This window comes from Lysinibacillus sp. GW823-FHT06C08 (assembly GCF_058795135.1).
Window position 1 is genome coordinate 1 of the sequence record NZ_JBXAHN010000008.1, and the last position, 19,266, is coordinate 19,266.

24 protein-coding genes are annotated in these 19,266 nt (G+C 35.6%); 16 read left to right on the plus strand and 8 right to left on the minus strand.

Features of this window, described 5'->3' with window-relative positions:
- Nucleotides 1-120: 120 nt before the first annotated feature.
- A complete protein-coding gene (locus AC1Q6O_RS17025) occupies nucleotides 121-1,521 on the minus strand; it encodes a VanZ family protein (RefSeq protein WP_253734821.1) in 1,401 nt (466 codons plus the stop codon).
- 514 nt (nucleotides 1,522-2,035) lie between these two features.
- Here AC1Q6O_RS17025 and AC1Q6O_RS17030 point away from each other — a divergent pair.
- The 5 genes from AC1Q6O_RS17030 to AC1Q6O_RS17050 all read left to right on the plus strand — a co-directional run bounded on the left by AC1Q6O_RS17030 (nucleotide 2,036) and on the right by AC1Q6O_RS17050 (nucleotide 6,897).
- Nucleotides 2,036-2,482 carry a DUF4362 domain-containing protein gene (locus AC1Q6O_RS17030; protein ID WP_237068894.1) on the plus strand — a complete coding sequence of 149 codons (447 nt, stop codon included), beginning with the start codon at nucleotides 2,036-2,038 and terminating at the stop codon, nucleotides 2,480-2,482.
- A gap of 381 nt (nucleotides 2,483-2,863) precedes the next feature.
- On the plus strand, nucleotides 2,864-3,772 hold the full coding sequence (locus tag AC1Q6O_RS17035; protein WP_216604827.1) for a hypothetical protein: 909 nt from the start codon (nucleotides 2,864-2,866) through the stop codon (nucleotides 3,770-3,772).
- A gap of 617 nt (nucleotides 3,773-4,389) precedes the next feature.
- Complete coding sequence (locus AC1Q6O_RS17040; protein ID WP_010861406.1) at nucleotides 4,390-5,319, plus strand: helix-turn-helix transcriptional regulator; 930 nt, start codon at nucleotides 4,390-4,392, stop codon at nucleotides 5,317-5,319.
- Between the two features lie 91 nt (nucleotides 5,320-5,410).
- Complete coding sequence (locus AC1Q6O_RS17045) at nucleotides 5,411-6,343, plus strand: alpha/beta fold hydrolase (protein ID WP_427421840.1); 933 nt, start codon at nucleotides 5,411-5,413, stop codon at nucleotides 6,341-6,343.
- Nucleotides 6,328-6,897: a YdeI/OmpD-associated family protein gene (locus tag AC1Q6O_RS17050; RefSeq protein WP_492401803.1), complete on the plus strand. Its 570-nt coding sequence runs from the start codon at nucleotides 6,328-6,330 to the stop codon at nucleotides 6,895-6,897. Before AC1Q6O_RS17045 ends, AC1Q6O_RS17050 begins: the two co-directional genes overlap by 16 nt.
- Nucleotides 6,898-7,574: 677 nt before the next feature.
- Here AC1Q6O_RS17050 and AC1Q6O_RS17055 read toward each other — a convergent pair.
- From AC1Q6O_RS17055 to AC1Q6O_RS17065, 3 genes are all read right to left on the minus strand, one after another.
- Nucleotides 7,575-8,246, minus strand: coding sequence for a DUF554 domain-containing protein (locus AC1Q6O_RS17055; RefSeq protein WP_008177274.1), 672 nt, complete (start codon nucleotides 8,244-8,246; stop codon nucleotides 7,575-7,577).
- A 62-nt stretch (nucleotides 8,247-8,308) separates the two neighbouring features.
- Entirely contained in the window at nucleotides 8,309-9,127 is an 819-nt protein-coding gene (locus AC1Q6O_RS17060) for a MerR family transcriptional regulator (protein ID WP_090002748.1), read from the minus strand.
- A 308-nt stretch (nucleotides 9,128-9,435) separates the two neighbouring features.
- Nucleotides 9,436-9,906 carry a MarR family winged helix-turn-helix transcriptional regulator gene (locus AC1Q6O_RS17065; protein WP_008177278.1) on the minus strand — a complete coding sequence of 157 codons (471 nt, stop codon included), beginning with the start codon at nucleotides 9,904-9,906 and terminating at the stop codon, nucleotides 9,436-9,438.
- A gap of 117 nt (nucleotides 9,907-10,023) precedes the next feature.
- Between AC1Q6O_RS17065 and AC1Q6O_RS17070 the strand changes: the two genes are divergently transcribed.
- Both AC1Q6O_RS17070 and AC1Q6O_RS17075 read left to right on the plus strand, forming a co-directional pair.
- Nucleotides 10,024-10,428: an Ohr family peroxiredoxin gene (locus AC1Q6O_RS17070; protein WP_043990281.1), complete on the plus strand. Its 405-nt coding sequence runs from the start codon at nucleotides 10,024-10,026 to the stop codon at nucleotides 10,426-10,428.
- A gap of 25 nt (nucleotides 10,429-10,453) precedes the next feature.
- Nucleotides 10,454-11,080, plus strand: coding sequence for a nitroreductase family protein (locus AC1Q6O_RS17075; RefSeq protein ID WP_008177281.1), 627 nt, complete (start codon nucleotides 10,454-10,456; stop codon nucleotides 11,078-11,080).
- Between the two features lie 100 nt (nucleotides 11,081-11,180).
- Here AC1Q6O_RS17075 and AC1Q6O_RS17080 read toward each other — a convergent pair whose 3' ends face one another.
- A complete protein-coding gene (locus tag AC1Q6O_RS17080; RefSeq protein WP_008177282.1) occupies nucleotides 11,181-11,681 on the minus strand; it encodes an Rrf2 family transcriptional regulator in 501 nt (166 codons plus the stop codon).
- 320 nt (nucleotides 11,682-12,001) lie between these two features.
- On the opposite strand from AC1Q6O_RS17080, the gene AC1Q6O_RS17085 reads away from it, so the two are divergent.
- From AC1Q6O_RS17085 to AC1Q6O_RS17115, 7 genes are all read left to right on the plus strand, one after another.
- Complete coding sequence (locus AC1Q6O_RS17085) at nucleotides 12,002-12,439, plus strand: carboxymuconolactone decarboxylase family protein (protein WP_043990282.1); 438 nt, start codon at nucleotides 12,002-12,004, stop codon at nucleotides 12,437-12,439.
- Between the two features lie 504 nt (nucleotides 12,440-12,943).
- On the plus strand, nucleotides 12,944-13,165 hold the full coding sequence (locus AC1Q6O_RS17090; RefSeq protein ID WP_025117591.1) for a transcriptional regulator: 222 nt from the start codon (nucleotides 12,944-12,946) through the stop codon (nucleotides 13,163-13,165).
- Nucleotides 13,162-14,421, plus strand: a complete 1,260-nt coding sequence (locus tag AC1Q6O_RS17095) for a Y-family DNA polymerase (RefSeq protein ID WP_008177293.1) — start codon at nucleotides 13,162-13,164, stop codon at nucleotides 14,419-14,421. Before AC1Q6O_RS17090 ends, AC1Q6O_RS17095 begins: the two co-directional genes overlap by 4 nt.
- 10 nt (nucleotides 14,422-14,431) lie before the next feature.
- A complete protein-coding gene (locus AC1Q6O_RS17100) occupies nucleotides 14,432-14,770 on the plus strand; it encodes a YolD-like family protein (RefSeq protein WP_171365026.1) in 339 nt (112 codons plus the stop codon).
- The gene (locus tag AC1Q6O_RS17105) at nucleotides 14,763-15,104 is read left to right on the plus strand and encodes a YhjD family protein (RefSeq protein ID WP_008177296.1); all 342 of its coding nucleotides are present in this window, start codon (nucleotides 14,763-14,765) and stop codon (nucleotides 15,102-15,104) included. The genes AC1Q6O_RS17100 and AC1Q6O_RS17105 overlap by 8 nt, the downstream gene beginning before the upstream one ends.
- Before the next feature lie 62 nt (nucleotides 15,105-15,166).
- The gene (locus tag AC1Q6O_RS17110) at nucleotides 15,167-15,364 is read left to right on the plus strand and encodes a hypothetical protein (RefSeq protein WP_239354757.1); all 198 of its coding nucleotides are present in this window, start codon (nucleotides 15,167-15,169) and stop codon (nucleotides 15,362-15,364) included.
- Between the two features lie 23 nt (nucleotides 15,365-15,387).
- Nucleotides 15,388-15,639 carry a GNAT family N-acetyltransferase gene (locus AC1Q6O_RS17115; protein ID WP_239354768.1) on the plus strand — a complete coding sequence of 84 codons (252 nt, stop codon included), beginning with the start codon at nucleotides 15,388-15,390 and terminating at the stop codon, nucleotides 15,637-15,639.
- Between the two features lie 50 nt (nucleotides 15,640-15,689).
- Here AC1Q6O_RS17115 and AC1Q6O_RS17120 read toward each other — a convergent pair whose 3' ends face one another.
- A complete protein-coding gene (locus tag AC1Q6O_RS17120) occupies nucleotides 15,690-16,637 on the minus strand; it encodes a helix-turn-helix transcriptional regulator (protein ID WP_342529592.1) in 948 nt (315 codons plus the stop codon).
- Nucleotides 16,638-16,840: 203 nt separating this feature from the next.
- Between AC1Q6O_RS17120 and AC1Q6O_RS17125 the strand changes: the two genes are divergently transcribed.
- Nucleotides 16,841-17,923, plus strand: a complete 1,083-nt coding sequence (locus AC1Q6O_RS17125; RefSeq protein ID WP_090002746.1) for a DNA alkylation repair protein — start codon at nucleotides 16,841-16,843, stop codon at nucleotides 17,921-17,923.
- A 113-nt stretch (nucleotides 17,924-18,036) separates the two neighbouring features.
- Here the strand turns inward: AC1Q6O_RS17125 and AC1Q6O_RS17130 are convergent, their stop codons facing one another.
- Nucleotides 18,037-18,237 (minus strand): hypothetical protein, encoded by a 201-nt coding sequence (locus AC1Q6O_RS17130; RefSeq protein WP_008177300.1) that lies wholly within the window; start codon nucleotides 18,235-18,237, stop codon nucleotides 18,037-18,039.
- A 178-nt stretch (nucleotides 18,238-18,415) separates the two neighbouring features.
- Between AC1Q6O_RS17130 and AC1Q6O_RS17135 the strand changes: the two genes are divergently transcribed.
- Nucleotides 18,416-18,784 carry a DUF6713 family protein gene (locus AC1Q6O_RS17135; protein ID WP_008177302.1) on the plus strand — a complete coding sequence of 123 codons (369 nt, stop codon included), beginning with the start codon at nucleotides 18,416-18,418 and terminating at the stop codon, nucleotides 18,782-18,784.
- Nucleotides 18,785-18,868: 84 nt separating this feature from the next.
- Here AC1Q6O_RS17135 and AC1Q6O_RS17140 read toward each other — a convergent pair whose 3' ends face one another.
- On the minus strand, nucleotides 18,869-19,210 hold the full coding sequence (locus AC1Q6O_RS17140; RefSeq protein ID WP_036148714.1) for a hypothetical protein: 342 nt from the start codon (nucleotides 19,208-19,210) through the stop codon (nucleotides 18,869-18,871).
- Nucleotides 19,211-19,266: the final 56 nt, after the last annotated feature.

Below are 19,266 nucleotides of genomic sequence, written 5' to 3' on the forward strand. Positions count from 1 at the left end.
TACCGAAGTCATTTAATCGCTGTTTAATGTAGCAAATGGTCTTTTATTAAACTGTCTACTTTATAGGGTTCAGTTCATTAATTGGAGCCTGGGCTTTGCTTAAGTATTTGGAACGAGGTGTTACTTTCTTGCCTGAATTAAAGTAAACCAATCGTTGTCGTTGAACTTGCCAGAAACATTGTATATGGGCTGATAGAAGCCTTTTGTATCATACATATAGGAAAGCTCAATCGATTCAATTTCAATTTGGTCTCCTTTTTTTATAATTAGGTCTTCCTCCTGTACGAGTGCGTTATACTTTATTTGAGGAAAATCGCCTTCCTTTATTCGTTCATATATTTCTGTAGGAGACTGTATGTTTACCTCTCGTATAAATTGATTTTCATGAAGACTGTAGGTTAATGAATAAATGTGACCGTCCGGTTTCAGGCCAAGACTGACATCTCCAGTCCAGTAATCTTTAGTTACATCAGGACGGTCTGGTAAGGTCCATTCAAATTCACCATTCTCCTGTACAGTAAATTCTGCATCTTGAGGTAGTATAGAAAGTTCATCCATCAATGACTTCGCCTTTTCTTCTTGCTCTACAGCTGAAATTTGCTCCGGCGTATAATTATTCTCGGTTAACCACCATTGTCCCTCTGAATTATTTGTAACCAATGTATACGCGACCCCATTTTTATCTTCCACTAGCGTTTCGTCATTGTCCTTGACATCAGATACATTCATCTCTGATAATCCTAGTTTCTGTTGTAATAGGTCTTTTACGTCATCCTCTTGAATGATTTTCTTATAGACAGGAGCAACGATTGGTGCTGCGCTTAATTCCAATGATGTGGATACATGAACATCTGACATTTTTGATTTTGTATAAGCGTTAATTGCTAGGTGACCAAACTCCTGCTGGGCGTAGACAATGTTCATAACGATAAAGATTAAGCCCATCAATAGAGGTATGGCAAGGTTTCCAATCAGACTTTTTACCTTTACCTTTTTGTTATGGGCCATAGAAGCGATAAGTTTGTATAATTGGTAGCCAATAATACCGCCAAGTGAGTTATTGATTAAATCATCAAGCTCAAAAATCCCTGCTCCTGAAAGTGCCTGATACGTTTCGATGGAGGCTGTTGCACCTACAACTACTAGGAGAAGCCACTTAAACTCTTTACATTTAGCCATAAGTAAAGGTAAAAACATTCCTAATGGCACAAACATCAATATATTAAAAAGACAATTTTGAAGATCACGTAAAGAGTATTTTTTCCACGCGTCTATATAACCACTGAATGGCTGAAGGTTCAACTGCATGAAATGTGAAGTGCCACGACCAATCACTGTTAGCTCCAAAACAAAGACAATATATCCGATAAAAATTGCGCCAAGCAGAAGCTTCTTTACAGGAATTTGTTTTTGGTGATCGGATCGTCGTCTTTGATAATAAAAGAAATAAAGTCCAATTAGTAAAAATTCAAGGCCAATAATTATGATGACGGGCAGCATCAAAATTTTGATGTTGCTCATGATTTCAGTAATTCCCAAGGTGTGATGCTCCTTTTTCTGATGATGATTTTCAAATGCTATACGTAATGTCGACCTTCATTATTGTAAATGGAAATTATTAATAATTAGAGAGAATATTTATGAAGATTTCTTAAGAAAAGGGAAAGCCCAAGCACGCAATTATTTTGTGCTTGGGCAGTTAGCTTGTTCGTATAATTAGATAATAAATTGGATTGTTCATAAGGATTTAGTATAGTTTTATAAAAAAGTTTGATCATTTAAAACAAAGTTCGATAATTTATATTAAAGTTTGATTAAACATCCTGTGTTGATATGCAGGATGTTTTTGTTCAACAAACGGGCCAGATTGTTGAATAACATTCTTTAACAAAAAAGGTTCCAAACGACGCTTTGGGAAGATTTTTTGGGTTTGAAGAAAGTAGTAGTTTCTGGCGAGAAAAGGGAAATGCAGATTTATATCGAAAAATTAGAATAGAACGTCCAAATAATTTCAAAGGAGATATTTACCTTGAGAATGAAAGCTGGATTTTTTATTTTATTCTTTATACTTTTAGTTTCTGGTTGTAATAGTGGACAAACATCACAAGATATCTATATGTATACAGACGATAACCCTCCACCTTATATTAAAACATTAGACGATATAATAGATACAAATGGTAAGTTAGAAAATAAAGAGCGATTTGATGAATTTTTCAACAGTGTACAACAAGAGAGAGACGATAGTATCAGAGTGGTTAAATATACAACAGAGGGTGACCCAATAATTTATGGTTATGAATTTGAAAATGAAGTTATAAACGTAACAATTGATACAAGAAGAGATGGATATGGTCAAGGTAAAATAATTCATAAAACTTGTACTTCAATTATAGTGAATGAAGATAAAGAAAAAACAAGCTATGAACTTGATGGTTGTACTCCATCAATAGGAGACAACATAATTTTAACTATTGAATAAAGTATACAAAACAAACCTACATAACGTTCCCAAATGCAAGCTTGGTAACATTTCAAACAGCGACAAACACTGTTAAATCGGTGTTTGTCGCTGTTTTTTGTTGATGGAGGACGCTTTGGGTCCGTTTTTTATTCAACTAACGGAGGGAGTTTATCCAACAAGGATTTACGCTTTTTTTGTTGAATAATTTACTAAAGAGCAGGATTGTTGATGTTCTTTTTTTTTATCCAAAATATCCAGTAAATCTTAGAAATCCATTGTGAAATGTTATTATAAAAGTATCTATAATGAACCTTTCGGAACCTACTATATCAATCCCAACGAAAACGTACCACAAAATGTAGGATTATACTCAAATAAAAATAGTGGAGGAAATAATCTATGAACTATCAAGTGAATGATAAACTATTAAAAATCTTAAAAAAAGTTTATAACAAAAAGAGATATGAAAAAGACGAAAAAGGTTATTATCGTGAAATTGATAATGGAGATGTCTGGGATAATGAAAGAGCTGTTTATATTTTTTCAACAAATAATTTAAAAGATGAGGAAAAGACATATTTGGAAGAAAGTTTTTATCCATTAAATGAGATTGAACATTTTACTCACGATAAAGTGATCGATGAATTTAAGATATTAACCAAAAATTTCAATGTAACGATGGATAAAGCACTTCAAGCTTATGTAGCAGGTATGAAAAGTTTTCCAAGGGGAAGACAACCAATATTAAGCTATCTTTATGCCAATCAGTGTAAAAATCATTCCTACCTAAGCGATACAGAGTACTGCCAAAAATGCAGTGTTAAAAAAGAAAAATACTTAAATGTGGGAGAAGGGTTATTCAGTCATTATTATGGTGGTTCTTGGAATGAAGGTATTGAATTGATGCTGATAGAATTAAGAGAGTTTTCACAGCTAGAGGTTCCAACCCCAACAGAAGAAGATATAGCAATATTTAGAAAGTTAATAGATATAATCAGAAATGCCCCGCAAGGAGAAACGCCAGGAAAGTTAGAACAACGAATTAAATCGGAAAAAGTATTTCCTAAGTTCAGTAAATATAGTGTTCGTGGGCAGCTATTATCCTTGGCGGAATTTGGAATAATGCCAAATGATTTGTATCCGCCAATGGTTGATAGATTCGTAGATACCGTTGAAAAAATGAAACTTTATGAGAAGGCAAAAGGCTCCCCACGTTCCGATATTATTCTTCCACTAGCTGCATGGCGTGGAGAGTATGCAATTGATGAAGAACGTTTAGAGAAATTTTTCGGAAAGTATAGTAAATAAAGTATAAGTCAATGTTATTCCACAATCGGGCGCATTTCTTTAGTAAGGAGGAATGCGTCTTTCTTCATTTAAGGGCCCGTTTGTTGAATAACATCGTCAAGGAAATTCAGGGGAATTATGTTAAGATTTAGGTTATATTGTGAATTAATGTACTTAAACTAACGAAGCAGGTTAGTTTAAAATTTAAATGTAGATGAATCAATTTCATATCTCTGAGCCCTTTGGGCTCTAAGTTTAAAACGACAAAAAAATAGGGTACCTCCCCAAATCCTGTATAATGAGAGTTACGACACACATATTAACAGACTGGAGAGATATCCCCTATGTCCATTATACGACAAGAAAGCCTGTTTGACATGCAAGTTTTATCGATTTGGAACCTACTCAACGTTTTAATTCGGTTTTATCCGGTATTGACATTCATCCAATCCTAGATGTTGTGATGAAAAGGTCGGTTGATCGGCTTTCCCAACTACAACTTTCTGTAGCATAATTAGCTATTTATACGTTTTTTTAAGAAATCATCGAAATTCTGTTTCTTTATGATTTTTTAAAAGTGCGTATTATGAAATTGATTCTACTACATAATATAAAATTATATTTTTAAGGAGAACAAGATGAAAATAGAACGTATGTTAACCATTATTGTGATGTTACTTAATAGAAATCGTGTAACAGCAAATGAATTGGCTGAGAAATTTGAAGTGTCGGTCCGGACTATTTACCGAGATATTGAAACAATCAATCTAGCTGGTATTCCCATCATTTCCCATTCTGGAAACAATGGTGGATTCAGCATTTATGAGAGTTATAAATTAAATCATCAAGTACTAACTCTTAATAACCTGTCCTCCCTTCTTTCTGTTCTCAAGGATATTAATTTCACAGTTGACGACATTGAGTTAGAATCATCCATAGAAAAACTACAAAATATCATTCCTGAAAACAAGGTAGATTATCTAAAGCTGCATATGGAACAAATCATCATTGATTTACATCCTTATGGAGACTCTCCAAATCAAAAAGCATTAGTTAAGACGCTAAGGAAAGCTATTACACAGACTAATTTACTGACTATTGACTACAGAAATTATGATAATATCGTCAGCAAAAGACAAGTTGAGCCTATGTCGCTCATATTTAAAAATTATACTTGGTATTTATTTGCTTATTGTCTTTTAAAAGAAGACTTCAGAATATTTAGAGTTTCCCGTATAAGTGATTTTCACATTGAAAATCACTCATTTGAACGTCGAGAAAAATCCTATCACGAGATTATGGCATTATTAAATGAACAAACAACAATGACAACAATTGTCTTAAAAGTTTCCCCTCAAATGAAGTCTCGTGTGAAGGATGTTTTTAATAAAGAAGATATTGCGGTGTTAGAAACAGGTGAACTTCTTGTTACAGCTACATTCCCCGAAAAAGAATGGTTGTTCTCTCTCATATTTAGTTTTGGAGAGCATATAGAGGTCTTAGCTCCAAAAGAAATGCGCAAAAAAATTGCTTCCAAACTCAGATTGATGGCTGACAAATATCATTAAGTGAGTTTCTCAAAGCTGACAGACCGTTGTCAAACGTCCATGATAATATTTTCATTGTAAGATACTTTTATTTTAATTAGGAGGATGTTAAATGACAAACAATTATGAATTTCCAACACCAACACTTATCTCGGGTAACGGTGTGGAGCTAGAGGTTTTTGAAGCTGGACAAAAAAATGGGGGGCAACCTATCGTTCTCTGCCACGGATGGCCAGAGCATGCCTTTTCTTGGAGACATCAAGTGACTCCTCTTGTAGAAGCAGGTTATCACGTTATTATTCCTAATCAACGAGGGTATGGAAAGTCTTCTTGTCCAAAAGAAGTCACAAAATATGATATTGAACATTTAACGGGTGATCTTGTTGCTCTTTTGGATCACTACCAATACAAAGATGCCATTTTTATGGGCCATGATTGGGGCGCAAGTGTTGTTTGGAGTATGGCTTTGCTGCATCCAGAACGTGTTAATAAAATGATTAACTTATGCTTGCCCTACCAAGTTCGAGGAGAGAGACCTTGGATTGATTTTATGGAAGAAGCTTTTGGCGATGATTACTATTTTGTTCACTTTAACAAACAACCAGGTGTTGCAGATGCTGTATTAGACGAAAATGCAGCCCAATTTCTTCGTAACTTATATCGAAAGAATGTTCCATCACAAGGCTCTGTTGAAGGAATGGAAATGATTAATCTAGCTAAAGCAACCCAGCCGTTAGGTGAACCTGTTATGAGCGATGATGATCTTTCTGTTTATATCACAGCCTTCAATAAGACAGGTTTCACTCCAAGCATCAATTGGTACAGAAATTTAAATCGTAATTGGGGTTTATTGGGTGACGTATCTCCTATTCTTCATCAGCCAACATTGATGATTTATGGTGAGAAAGATATTATTCCGCCGCTTCCAAATATAAAAGATTTTGTACCTAATATAGACATTAAGAGTTTAAACACTGGTCATTGGATTCAAGAAGAAAGACCTGAAGAGCTTAATCAAATGATTTTAGAATGGCTGGAAAAATGAGTGAAGTGCTATTTTTTAGTAATCAAACAGAATTTATTGATTGGTTGGATATTCATCACCAAACAGCTAGTGAAATTTGGGTAATTTTTGTTAAGAAAAAGACCAATAAAGCAAGTCTCACTTGGTCCGAATCAGTAGATTGTGCACTGTCATTTGGTTGGATTGATGGGATACGAAAAACAGTTGATGAAGATTGCTATAAAATTCGCTTTACTCCACGTAAGCCTAATAGCCTCTGGAGTAAAGTTAATGTGCAAAAGGTGCATAAACTGATAGAACACAATCAAATGAGGCCTGAGGGATTGACTGTTTTCAATCAAAGAAATGATCAAACAGGTTATTCTTCCGTTCATAGGAACGTTACTTTAACGAAAGAATATGAGGATGAAATTAGAAAACATCCAAGTTCTTGGAAATTTTTTAATCAGCTTCCACCTTCGTACAGAAGAGATTCTATTTGGTGGGTAATGAGTGCTAAAAAAGAAGAAACTCGGCTAAGAAGATTGAATCGATTAATTGTTTCATGGGACAAGGGAGAAATATTAAGACCCTAGATTTTCATTTTGCTTCATTGTCGCAAAGAGAGTATGTAAGGGGTTATGCATTTCGCTAATCAATCAAAAAAAGAAACGCCGTTAAATGTCAAGCCCGTTAGAATAGACACTGAATAAAATCCTTAAAAGGCATGAACCCTAAAGTCTAACAGAAAACATGTCTTTTAGTTTCCTTTGAGGCATATCTGTATTGTACTTAATTTGACAATTCAATTGAATAAAACAAACAAAGAAGAATAACAGATGAATGTAAAGAACCTAACTAATGAAAACAAAGATTATACGATCGGATTAAGACATCATTTTCACCAGTACCTTGGAACTGGATTAATCGCAATGTTATAAGACAATAAAGACCATCCAATAATTGGGTCAAGAACGGACATTGATGCACTACCAGTCAAAAAAGACACTGGATTACCTTTTGCCTCGAAATATAAGAAAAAGTCATTGTTTAATTAATGATTCATTGTTACTCACCAATCGGGCGCGATTGTGGAGCAACACAGGTAGAAAATAATCAAACTTTTTTATAAAACCTAACTTAAAACTGCTAAAAAAGAATCCCTTTTGATCAATCTTTTTTCAAAAGGGATTCTTCTTATTTAACGTAAAATAAGGGATTCGCGAGGCATTTTTGCTCAAACTTTATTTCAAAGCAACATTTAGATCACTTTTTAATGTATAAATAAAAATACAATAATAGGGATTATTAATGAGGGCAGAAGATTTAAGGTATTGCATTTTTTTATGCCTAAAATACTTAAACCGGATGCTAATATCAATATACCTCCTATAATCGTCAATTCATTTAGAAGATCATTATTGATGGAATTCTCCATTAAACTAGCTATTAAATAAATGGAGCCTTGCCATAGAAATAATACAATACCTGCAACAGCTATCCCAATACCAAATGTAGTGGCTAAAACAATCGAAGTAATTCCATCCAATATGCCGTTCGTGAGCAGATATGTATAATCTTGCTTTAATGCAGCCTCTATAGGACCTAGTATAGATAATGACCCAATACAAAATAATAAAATTGCAGTCGATAATCCTTCAGCTAAATTCCCCTTAGAGTATTTATTCACTAAAGCATTAAATTTTGATTCTAAATTAAGTTTTTGACCTAATAATCCGCCTATAGCTAGACTGACAATAAAAAGTACCGGATATTTACTGGAGGGTAAATGTTGAACTAGAGCATTTATTCCTAATCCCATCGCTGCTAATCCCATGGCCTGCATGAGGATTTGATGGTATTCATCTTTTATCCCATTTTTAAAAATACTTCCAATGATGCTTCCGACTATAATCATCATTGTATTAAATATCGTTCCTAGCATAATTCATTCTCCTTAAAAAATTGTCCTTACGTAAAAAAATAAACCCTCCGGTAAGGGGAGGGTCAATACTTTATTGGTATTTGTATTTCTGTCAAATAATCTTCTTTACTTCCTGAAATGTAATGGTCAATTATGGTTCTTTCAATGGAATCTCCAATCACTTGGAAACCTTGATCTTTAATAAAATTCAGTAAGGATTTATAATGTGCGGGAGAATGATTATGATTGCCGTTAAAATAAATACAGGCATATTTTCCTTCAGGAAGCGTGGCCAATAAAGGACTTTGCCTATCCTCCTCCTCGACTAAAATAAATATCGAATTGTATTCATGAAACTGGTTATTTAATAGATGGTGAATACTTACGGTTAGGCCAACGCCTCCAATAAATATAGAAGAATTCATATTCGACAAATTTTCTAATTGTCGCAGAGAAACTTCCAGTTGAGGCTCGGAACTGATTTTTTCCATTAATCGCACGATTCTTCGCTCTTGTTTTTCCATTATGAATGGGACTCCCAATGCCTTTATCTCTCGTGCCACTTTAATATCCTTAATTCGATCTTGGAACCTGCGATTAATTCGTTCCAGTTCTTGAATCTTTTCTTCGGTTAATCGTTTCTGTTCCTCTAAGAGATGCAAAAAGTCATCGATATCCCTGTGATCTAAGTGTCCTTTAATTTCCTTTAATGAAAAACCTAATTCCTTCAAATAATTTATAGTATTTAATTGCTCAAATTGTTCTGTTGAATAGTATCTATAGCCGTTGTTTTTATCTGTGTGCATAGGCTTTAATAAATCAATTTCATCATAATATCGAAGGGTTTTTATAGTTGTTTTATGGAGCTTAGCCATTTCTCCAATTGAAAATCTATTCTTCATGTATATCTTCCTTTAAAAAACGTCCTATTATCATTATAGTACTTGATTTTGTCCATGAGCCCAATAATAATTAGATATTTTACGAGAGCATCGATATGCTGACAAAAAAGAAGCCATTATTTCGGCTAGGGTATGAATCGCCGAATTAAGAGAGGGGACATACGTGAATGTATTTTACAAATTGCCCAGATGTTTAAAAGAACCGTAGTTGGATGAGATGCAGTGTCCAATTACGGTTCTATCTGTTAATGGTATAAAATGATTGTCACTAGCATGAATCAAAAGTTTTAGGTGATACTATTCATTGCTTAATTTTTATCTTTCATGGTCCAATCATTGTGTATGATGTCTTGAAGAACATTTTTTAGTTGTATAAATTGCTGCTCTGAAATATTCGATTGTTGCATGACTTGACGCGATACCTCAGGTAGCTTGCGACGAACATCATTGCCTACCTCTGTTAAATAGATTTGCATTTGTCGTTCATCATCTTTGGAACGCTCACGACAAATATAACCCTTTGCCTCTAATTTTTTCAGCAATGGTGTTAAGGTACCTGAATCCAAAAATAAACGTTGTCCTAATTCTTTCACCGTTATTTGTTCGTTTTCCTCCAACGCTAAAATGGTGATATAGCCTGTATAAGTTAAATCATATGGCTTCAATAATGATGTATAGTGTTTAATGATTTCCTTGGATGTGGCATACAAAAGAAAGCATAGTTGATTATCTAAATGATTAGGCATAAAAATCCCCTCTTTATGTTCTTCTATTAACATTTATATTAAAAATAAAGTTCCTACTTGTCAAACGCAATTAAATTGTGTACAATTCAATTTGTAAAAATTAAATTGTGCACAATTTAAAATAAAGGATATAGAAAAGGAGTTTTCGATTTGAAAGAATTATACTCAACGACTATGATTAATGAGGGTGGCCGTAGTGGCACATCCTATGCAGAGGATCAATCCCTATCTTTAAAAATTGCACCACCAGGCTCAAAATTAGACCATGTGACAAATCCAGAGCAATTATTTGCTGCGGGGTATAGTGCCTGCTTTAATAGTGCATTAGATTTGATTAAACGCCAAAAAAAGCTTAAACATGCATCAACTATTCAAGTTACCGTTAAGTTAATGGAGCAAGCTACTTTTGACTATGTACTTGCTGTAAATATCGAAGGACATATTGAAGGAGTAACGCTGGAAGAGGCACAGCAATTATTAGAGCTAACACATACGGTATGTCCTTATTCAAAAGCGACAATGGGAAATATTGATGTAACAATTAAAGCAGTTTAAATTTTTTGAAAAAGAGGGAAATCATATGTTATCAACTTCAACATTAAAACAAATTATGCAGGAGCGTAAATCTGTTCGTAAATATAATGCGAATACTAAAATATCTCGTGAAACCATTATGCAGCTACTACAAGACGCTATTTCAGCGCCTTCTTCGAGCAATATGCAGCCATGGCGATTTATCGTCATTGATGATAAGGAAATCCAAAAGAATATTAATTTCTTTTCATTTAATCAAGAGCAGATCGAAACAGCCTCTGCTATTATTGCTGTCATTGGAGATATGGAGATGTATGTAAACGCTGAGGAAATCTATGCAAAAAATGTGGAGTTAGGCTATATGCCAGAAGAAATTGCGAAAAAACTGGCACAGGACGCATTAACAATGTATGGGTCAGCTTCGACAAAAACATTAGAGAACATCGTCCACTTTGATGCTGGCCTAGTAACGATGCAAATTATGTTATTAGCGAAAGAAATGGGTTATGATACAGTTCCGATGGGTGGGTTTGATAAAGCTAAGTTTGCGGAGTACATGGAATTACCTGCAAATGAAATACCTATTTTATTATTAGCAATTGGTGAAGCGGCGGCACCTGCTTACGGTTCTTCACGTCTTCCAATTGATCGCCTTGTAAGGTTTAATCAATAATTTTTAGGCAGTTCGCTCATTGCGGGATAAATAATTAAGCAAAAACAAAGCACAGTCGCTAGGAGGCTGTGCTTTGTTTTGGTATTGGTGCTTTTTTGATTTAATTATTTTTCTTGTGGAAGAATTCCTTTGCCATTGCTATACGTTCACTTGGCAAGGTACGATTAAGCTCTTCCTCTAACCATGCAATTGTTTTACCTCGTAAATAGTTCCGCATTTGCTCTTCAGCTTCTAACATCACTATATTAATGGTGCAATTGGATGTACCTGATGCACAGGAATCACAATTTTCAGTTTGGTTGGCAAAATTTGCTTTGATGTTCTTACAGTGAAATATGGGACTTTCACCCTCTACAGCTTTTACAACGTCCCAAAAAGAAATATCTTCAGGCTTTTTACTAAGCTTATATCCTCCTTTAACACCAGATACTGAACTGACAATCCCGGCTTTAGATAGCTTACCTAATACTTTTGATAAATAGGTTTCTGATAGCCCTTGAAATTCTGATAAATCCTTTATTCCAATACTTTCCTCTGGTGGTACATCTATTAAATAGACAAGGCTGTGTAATGCGTACTCTACCATGACACTATATTTCATTTATTCACCTACTTCTAATCCCTTTAGAAAACTTACATGTATCTTGTATATTATCATACCTCAAAAATACTTCATCTAAATTAAATCAATTTGACAAAAATTAAAAACAGGCATATATTAAAGACAAATATAATCAACGATTAAATTAATCGACGATTATATTTGTCTTTAATTTTGTATGGGGGAGTCAGTATAATCAGTAAATTTAATCGGAACAAATGGTTTTCCATTTCTTCATGCCCAAGGAATAGCATGATGGAATAAGAATGAATTTTACTAAACTATCATCAAGGAATTTAATTGAATCGGAGGAATGTAACGTGGAACAACGTATAGATTATTATAATATTGCACCTGATGCTATGCAGATAATGATGGAAATGGAGAAATACACGAAAAAGAATGGTATCGATAGAAAGCTTCGTGAGCTCATTAAAATCCGTGCTTCACAAATAAATGGATGTGCCTTCTGTCTGAACATGCATACCGCTGATGCCAAAAAAATGGGGGAGACTGAACAGCGTCTATTTTGTCTAAGTGCTTGGAGAGAATGTACATTCTATTCAGAAGAAGAAAAGGTCGCTTTAGAGTTAACCGAACACATTACTTTAGTGTCTGAAATGCGTGTACCTGATGATTTATATAAACGAGTTCGTAATTATTATACAGAGAAAGAATATGTAGATTTAGTAATTCTAATTAACCAAATCAACAGCTGGAATAGAATCTCGATTGCTATGGGCAACTTCGCAGAATAATATAAAGGATTTGCTCAAAATGAATCAATAGTAGGTAGAAATGTTGATAAACCAGCATTTCTACTTTTTTATTTAATTGAAAATCAGCCTTCACGATATGATCTAATGAATGGATGATCCATTCTTTTTCCACGTCACATGTTTGCGTTGAGCAAATGGTGAACTCCAAAGCCGTTTCATCTCCAACGTTACTTTCGCTTCTTTTATTCCATATTTTTCTGTAATTTCACCTTTAATCCCTGTATCATCTTACAAATTAAAATGAATGTTAAAATTTTATTTTTCCATTTTTTTGTTTCCAAAAATTTAATCTTGCTAAAAAGCAAATGTTTGTTCTAATATGTATACAAACAAGTGTTCTTACATATGATAAGTGAAGGGAAATCTATTCGTAAATTTGGATAAATTCAGGTTGCCTGAAGCTGTTACTAAAAGGCACAGTTGTAGGAATGGAAATGAAAGGTACATCAAATCAAATTTTGAGAGATAGTGGAGGAAACTACGATGAGAGAGCAACTGATTAAAGCTATGCAACGCAATCAATTAGTGGACATTATGTATATAGCCAAAAATGGTTCCGTAACAAAAAGACGTGTAAGAGTCATTAAAATTGTTGGCGATTCATTTCAAGCATTTTGTTTTACGAGGCAAGCAAAGCGTTCCTTTATCATCAGAAATGTTCTCGCGGTTACTCCTGTTTTCCGAAAAGAGCGTGAGGTTGTATGAACTATGAGGAAATGCCGAATAGACCTATTATGTGTATAGATATGAAGTGCTTTTATGCCAGCTGTATCGCCATGCTACATGGAATCGATATTTTAGAAACACCTGTCGCTGTAGTAGCCAATTTCGATCAACCAGGCAGTGTAGTCCTTGCTGCCTCACCATTGATGAAGGAAAAATATAAAATCAAGACCGGTAGTCGTCGTTTCGAAATTCCTAAACATCCCGATATCCAATTATTTGAACCTAAAATGTCCTTTTTTATACAGATGTCCATGACGATTACTAAGCTCATCGCTAATTATGTTCCTGTAGACGCCATACATGTTTACAGTGTAGATGAAAGCTTTGTCGATTTAACAGGTACTGAAAAGCTTTGGGGATCGCCTGAACAAGCGGCTCGAGAAATACAGGCCGCTATTTTGGATCAATATAATGTACCAAGTGCTGTTGGCTTAGGTCCCAATATGCTAATGGCTAAATTGGCATTGGACCTTGAAGCAAAGAAAACGGGTTTTGCTCAATGGACGTACGGTGATATACCGAAAAAGCTTTGGCCAGTCAGACCCTTGTCCGAAATGTGGGGAATCGGCAAACAGATGGAAGCCAACCTAAATAAGATGGGAATTCAAACAGTTGGTGGGTTAGCCAATGCAGATTTGAATGATTTAGAAGAGCAATTTGGTGTTATGGGCAATCAGCTATATCATCATGCATGGGGAATCGATCTATCAAAGCTAGGGGAACCGTTAATTACTAATGGAGCATTAAGTTTTGGAAAGGGTCAAATGTTAATGAGAGATTATCATACACGAAAAGATTTATCGGTAGTGCTTTTAGAAATGTGTGAGGATGTCATGAAGCGAGCGAGAGATGCTGGTTTTGTTGGTCGTACAATTAGCTTGGGTCTTTCATATAGTCGGAATGCGATGACCAAAGGGTTTCATCGATCTAGAACGATTGATACACCAACAAATGAAACACTTGTCATGTATAAAACGTGCATAGAATTGCTGGATGAACACTTTGCGGGAGAGCCGGCAAGGCAGTTATCGGTAAGGATATCTAATCTTGAGAGAGAGCATAGTATCCAATTGGATTTATTTGATGAAAGAAAACCACAACGGCAGCTCATCGGACCTACGATGGATGCCATACGCAACAGGTTTGGAGCAACAGCCTTGTTACGAGCGGTTTCGTTTACTGGGGCAGGGACAGCCATCAAGCGTGATCGCTTAGTTGGTGGTCATTTGGCATAGGAGTGATTGGATGATAAAAGACAGAGGTAATATAAAATGGGCATCTATGATGATGCCGGAGCATTTGGACCTGCTAAGGGAATGCAAAGAAGTCTATACAACGCAACCAAGAGAGCTGACAGAATGGGAACTGGAAGAGTTACAGCAAACAATCGATATAGCCTATCATCAGCAGCAAGATCTTCAATTAAATGTTTGGAACGATGGAAAAATCATGCATTGGACGGGAATCATCCATGCCATTAACCTATCTACAAACGAACTGTTACTTGAAACACTACTGACAACGAGACGTGTTCCAATCCATCATATTCAATCAGCTCAACTAGAAGCTGATTATTATGATTAAAGCTGAACAACGCCAGCTATTACACAAGTATTTATTGTTGGAATTAGCTGTAAAATCAGTACAGCATGATTACCGATTTGCTGAACAATTTAAAATGAAAATCGCGTTTGTACCTTTAATGGATGCATTATTAAAAGATTTACGCCAAGAATATTTTGATCTCAAAAGGCAGCTTAACCAGCAACATATACGAGTGGTAGGTTGGCATCGTGTGGACGAATATTTTAGCGATGTCCAAATTGCAACGGCAGGTAATGATGTAGTCCTCCGCTATGCTAACCAGGCATTGAAAACACAGGTGGAAAAGCTCGTCATCCGTTATCTCGATAAATGATTGGTTCAAAATGAGTCATAAGTTACAATATACTAAAAGGGATATTTTGGAGGAGGATAACTGTGAGCATTTCTATTTGTACAGCTACTAGCAATGATTATTATGCCGTGAATAGCCTTGTGAGAGAAGGGCATGAAGAGCATGTTAGGGAAGAACCAGCCATTTTTAAAAGCGTTGAATCGGTTATGCCTGAATCTTATTTTAAAGACTTGCTTGAAGATCAAACAGTCCTATTTTTATCGCCAAGAACGATGAATTAGTCGTAGAATTTGCAATAATTAGCATTGAACATTCGCCTTCATTTCAATCTTTAGTACGACGTAAATATGGCTATATTCATGATTTTGGTGTGAGAAAGGCTCTACAAAAGCAAGGTGTTGGAGGATTATTATTTACAGGTTGTAAGGAATGGGCAAAAGCAGGGGGAGCTACATCTATAGAATTAAATGTTTGGGAGTTTAATGCCAATGCCATTGCATTTTATGAGCATCTAGGAATGAAGGGGATAAGTAGAAAAATGAGCATGAATATTTGAAGCTACGGCAAAAAAAGATAAAACCAGGTGCTCAACTGAGAACCTGGTTTTTATTCTTCATTGTATTGCTTCATCAGTTCCTGTAGCTTACTTTTAATTTGTTCCCGTACTATTGGGGGATGTTTGACATTGGCCTCCATACCTAAGCCTAGAAAAAAATGGACTAACCATGGTGTAAAGGAAGAGTTCACTTTTGCGAGTATCGACCCGTATCCATTTTCACGAAGCTCCATCCACTGAGATAACCATAGTTCTGATTGACAACGTCTTACTCCTTCTGGTGTTAACTCTACCTCAAGATCTAACATATGTACTTCATCCGCTGGCACGATCCATGACTTAATGTGCTCATTTGTCATGTCCAATTTCAGGCTTTGATCTTCAGCTAAAGAAAAATCTTTCACTCGATCTATGCGAAAAACTCGATAATCCTCAGCTAGGAAGCAATAAGCCTGGCAGTACCATAGCCCGTTCATCGTATAGATTCCAAGAGGCTGAATCGTTCTATTTTTAGTAGTGGCCGCTTCATACAAGATGGTGACAACCTGCTGTTCAAGTGCAGCCTCCAGTAATCCCTTTAAAAAGGGCACTTCTAATTCATGAGGAGGCACCCAAAATAAAAGACGTTGCTGCATACTTTCAATCTTTTGCTTGAGCTCACCTGATAAATAGTAGAAAAATTTATCCAATGCAGTATTTACTTCATTTTTGAAGGGGAGAGCTTTGTAATTATGTAATGATTGGCAAGCAAAGAACAATGCAATTGCCTCATGCTCGGTAAAGCTAATAGGTGGTAGCACTTTTTCACGCAAAACACGATAACCACCATTAGGCCCAACTTCGGAATAAAGCGGTACACCTAGTTCGCTCAGTTCCATTAAATCACGAATCATTGTTCGGCGTGAAACACCACATTCATCAGCCATCTCCTGAATGGTAAACTTTTTACGTTCGTTGACCTTCATCATGAGCTGAATAAGTCTTTGCGCCTTGTGCATCAAAGCTCCTCCTTAAAAACAAAATTAATAGTGACAGTAGTTGTCACCATTATCCCGTATAGTAAAACTTGAAGTCAATGTTTATGAATTTTTAATAAAAAGTACATTGACCACGTCATAAAGAGCATAAAAGGAGAAAAAAATGGCACAAGACAAACACAACTTTGAAGTGGAAGTTATGTTAGCGAAAAGGGGGATGGGTCATGGCTGACACATTTGAGGGTAAATATACAACAGATTTCTTCCATCAATTTATCAATATCGTACAGGCTGAATACTCTGCCTTTGATTCACATAAGTTCATGAATTTAATACATGATGACGATTGGGAAATGAAAAAATTCAAACAGCGTATTAGGCATATCAGTACTTCATTACGGGCAACCTTGCCGACATCCTACTGTGAGGCATTATCAATATTGATAAAAATTGCACCTACATGTAAGGGAGTGGAGTATTTATTTTTGCCTGATTTTGTAGAAGTATATGGACTAGATGATTGGCAGGCTTCCATTCATGGATTAGAGGTGTTTACGGAATTCTCCAGCGCAGAGTTCGCTGTTCGGCCTTTTATTTTAAAAGATCCTCAGAAGATGATGGCTCAAATGTTAGAGTGGGCGAGCCATGCTAATCCTCATATTAGACGATTAGCTAGTGAGGGGTGTCGCCCTAGGTTACCTTGGGCATCGGCATTGGAAATATACAAATTGGACCCGTCACCAATCTTACCGATATTGAACCTGCTCAAACAGGATCCATCTGTCTATGTACAGAAAAGTGTCGCCAATAATTTAAATGATATTGCCAAGGATCATCCCGAACTAGTGAAACGACTTGCTCATGAATGGCACGGAGAGAGCTCAATCACAGATTGGATTATTAAGCATGGATGTCGAGGTTTATTGCGAAAAGGAGATGCTGAGGTGCTTTTCTTGTTCGGCTTTGACATCTCTCCAGATGTAACAATCCATGAGTTAGCGCTAGGAAAAGTTAGGTTGGCGATTGGACAAACCCTTGATTTTGCATTTACGGTTCAAACTAATTCTACAGCACCACAGAAGCTTCGAATCGAATATGCGATAGATTTTGTTAAAGCAAATGGAGCAACTTCAAGAAAGCTATTCAAAATTACGGAACGCACCTTCGAAAAAGAGAGTCACCGATACACACGAAATCACCATTTTAAAGATTTAACAACCCGAAAGCATTATCCAGGTCAACATAAGCTAGCGGTAATAATAAATGGAAAAGAGCTAGCTACAACAGAGTTTTGCGTTGAACGCTAAAGTAAGCATACAGATTGGATGAGCGATTTTAATGAAAGTACTGGAGAGAAATATAGGGGCTAATAAACCACTAAAGGGTCACTGAGATGGGAGTGACCCCATTTCACTAGGGATTATTTAAAATATTGCGGTTTTTCCACCTTAATGGAGGCTACTTCTCCGCAGTCTTTACAAAAGTTAAAAATAAATGGGGAGCCAACTGAAAAGACAGAATCAATAGGCCTAACATTACCTTGATTAAAATCGCCACCAACTTGTCCAATCGTAAAAGAATCACTACCACAGGACTTGCAAACTAACTTTTTATCTTCCACGCCATCACCTCGTTATGTAATATATGTAAATTGTATCATAAAAAGGAGAATGTGACATTCAAACTCCTATTTCAACATGATTCGCGACTTTATATCGACATATTTTAGAGGATTTACTTGAAATTTGAAAAATGGTTTTATAGTAACATAGGGTGTATAAAGGTGGAGGAGGTTTTATATGCCTAATTTATTGCTAATCCTTTTTTTATTAAACCTATCTATATTTCTTTTACATGAAATGGATGCAATAAGGCGCTCGGAGTGGCGATTATTTATCGTATTAAAGGATATGGAAGATTCAAAGGCTTATCAAGTATTCACAGGGATTCATCTTTTTCTTTATGTCATTATACTTTCCTTACTATTCAGCCCCTATCAAACCATAACGTTTTGGGTTCTCGATATATTCTTTATCACACATACAATCCTACACTTATTATTTGAAAGACATCCTCGAAATGGATTTAAAAACTCGTTTTCAAGAGCTATCATTTATCCGATGGGAATTCTTGCAGCCATCCACTTATTCTTTTTAATAAATGTTTAAAATAAGACGATTCTTTGGTACAAAGGAAAAATGAAAAGCCCTATACTATACGAATGTATAAGGCTTTTCGGCATGAACTAAAATCTAGAAAGTCTGTGTTAATTCCGAATTTACAAACCGTTGGGCAGCAATGATAGTACCAGAAGCTGTGCGTCCATAAACGCTATATATTCCACCATTTTGATTGGGAACGATTTCAACTTCATACTGAGGCGAGCTTCCAACACCTGGCGTTACAAAAGTAGAACCATTGGCAACTGCCGCAAAAGGAGTAGTGGACAATAATTGTCTTGAACCGTTTAGTCTAAAAACTCTTACTACCCCAGTTAGTAAACCTCCAGTGAGATTAAGAACTTTGACACGAACACTACTTGCATTAGCTGGTTGATTTCCTGTGTTTTCAATAGGACCAGTAGTTAAAGGCATGTATTCACCTCCTTGCAACTAAAAAATATATAATCTGCAGATTACCTTGATATAAT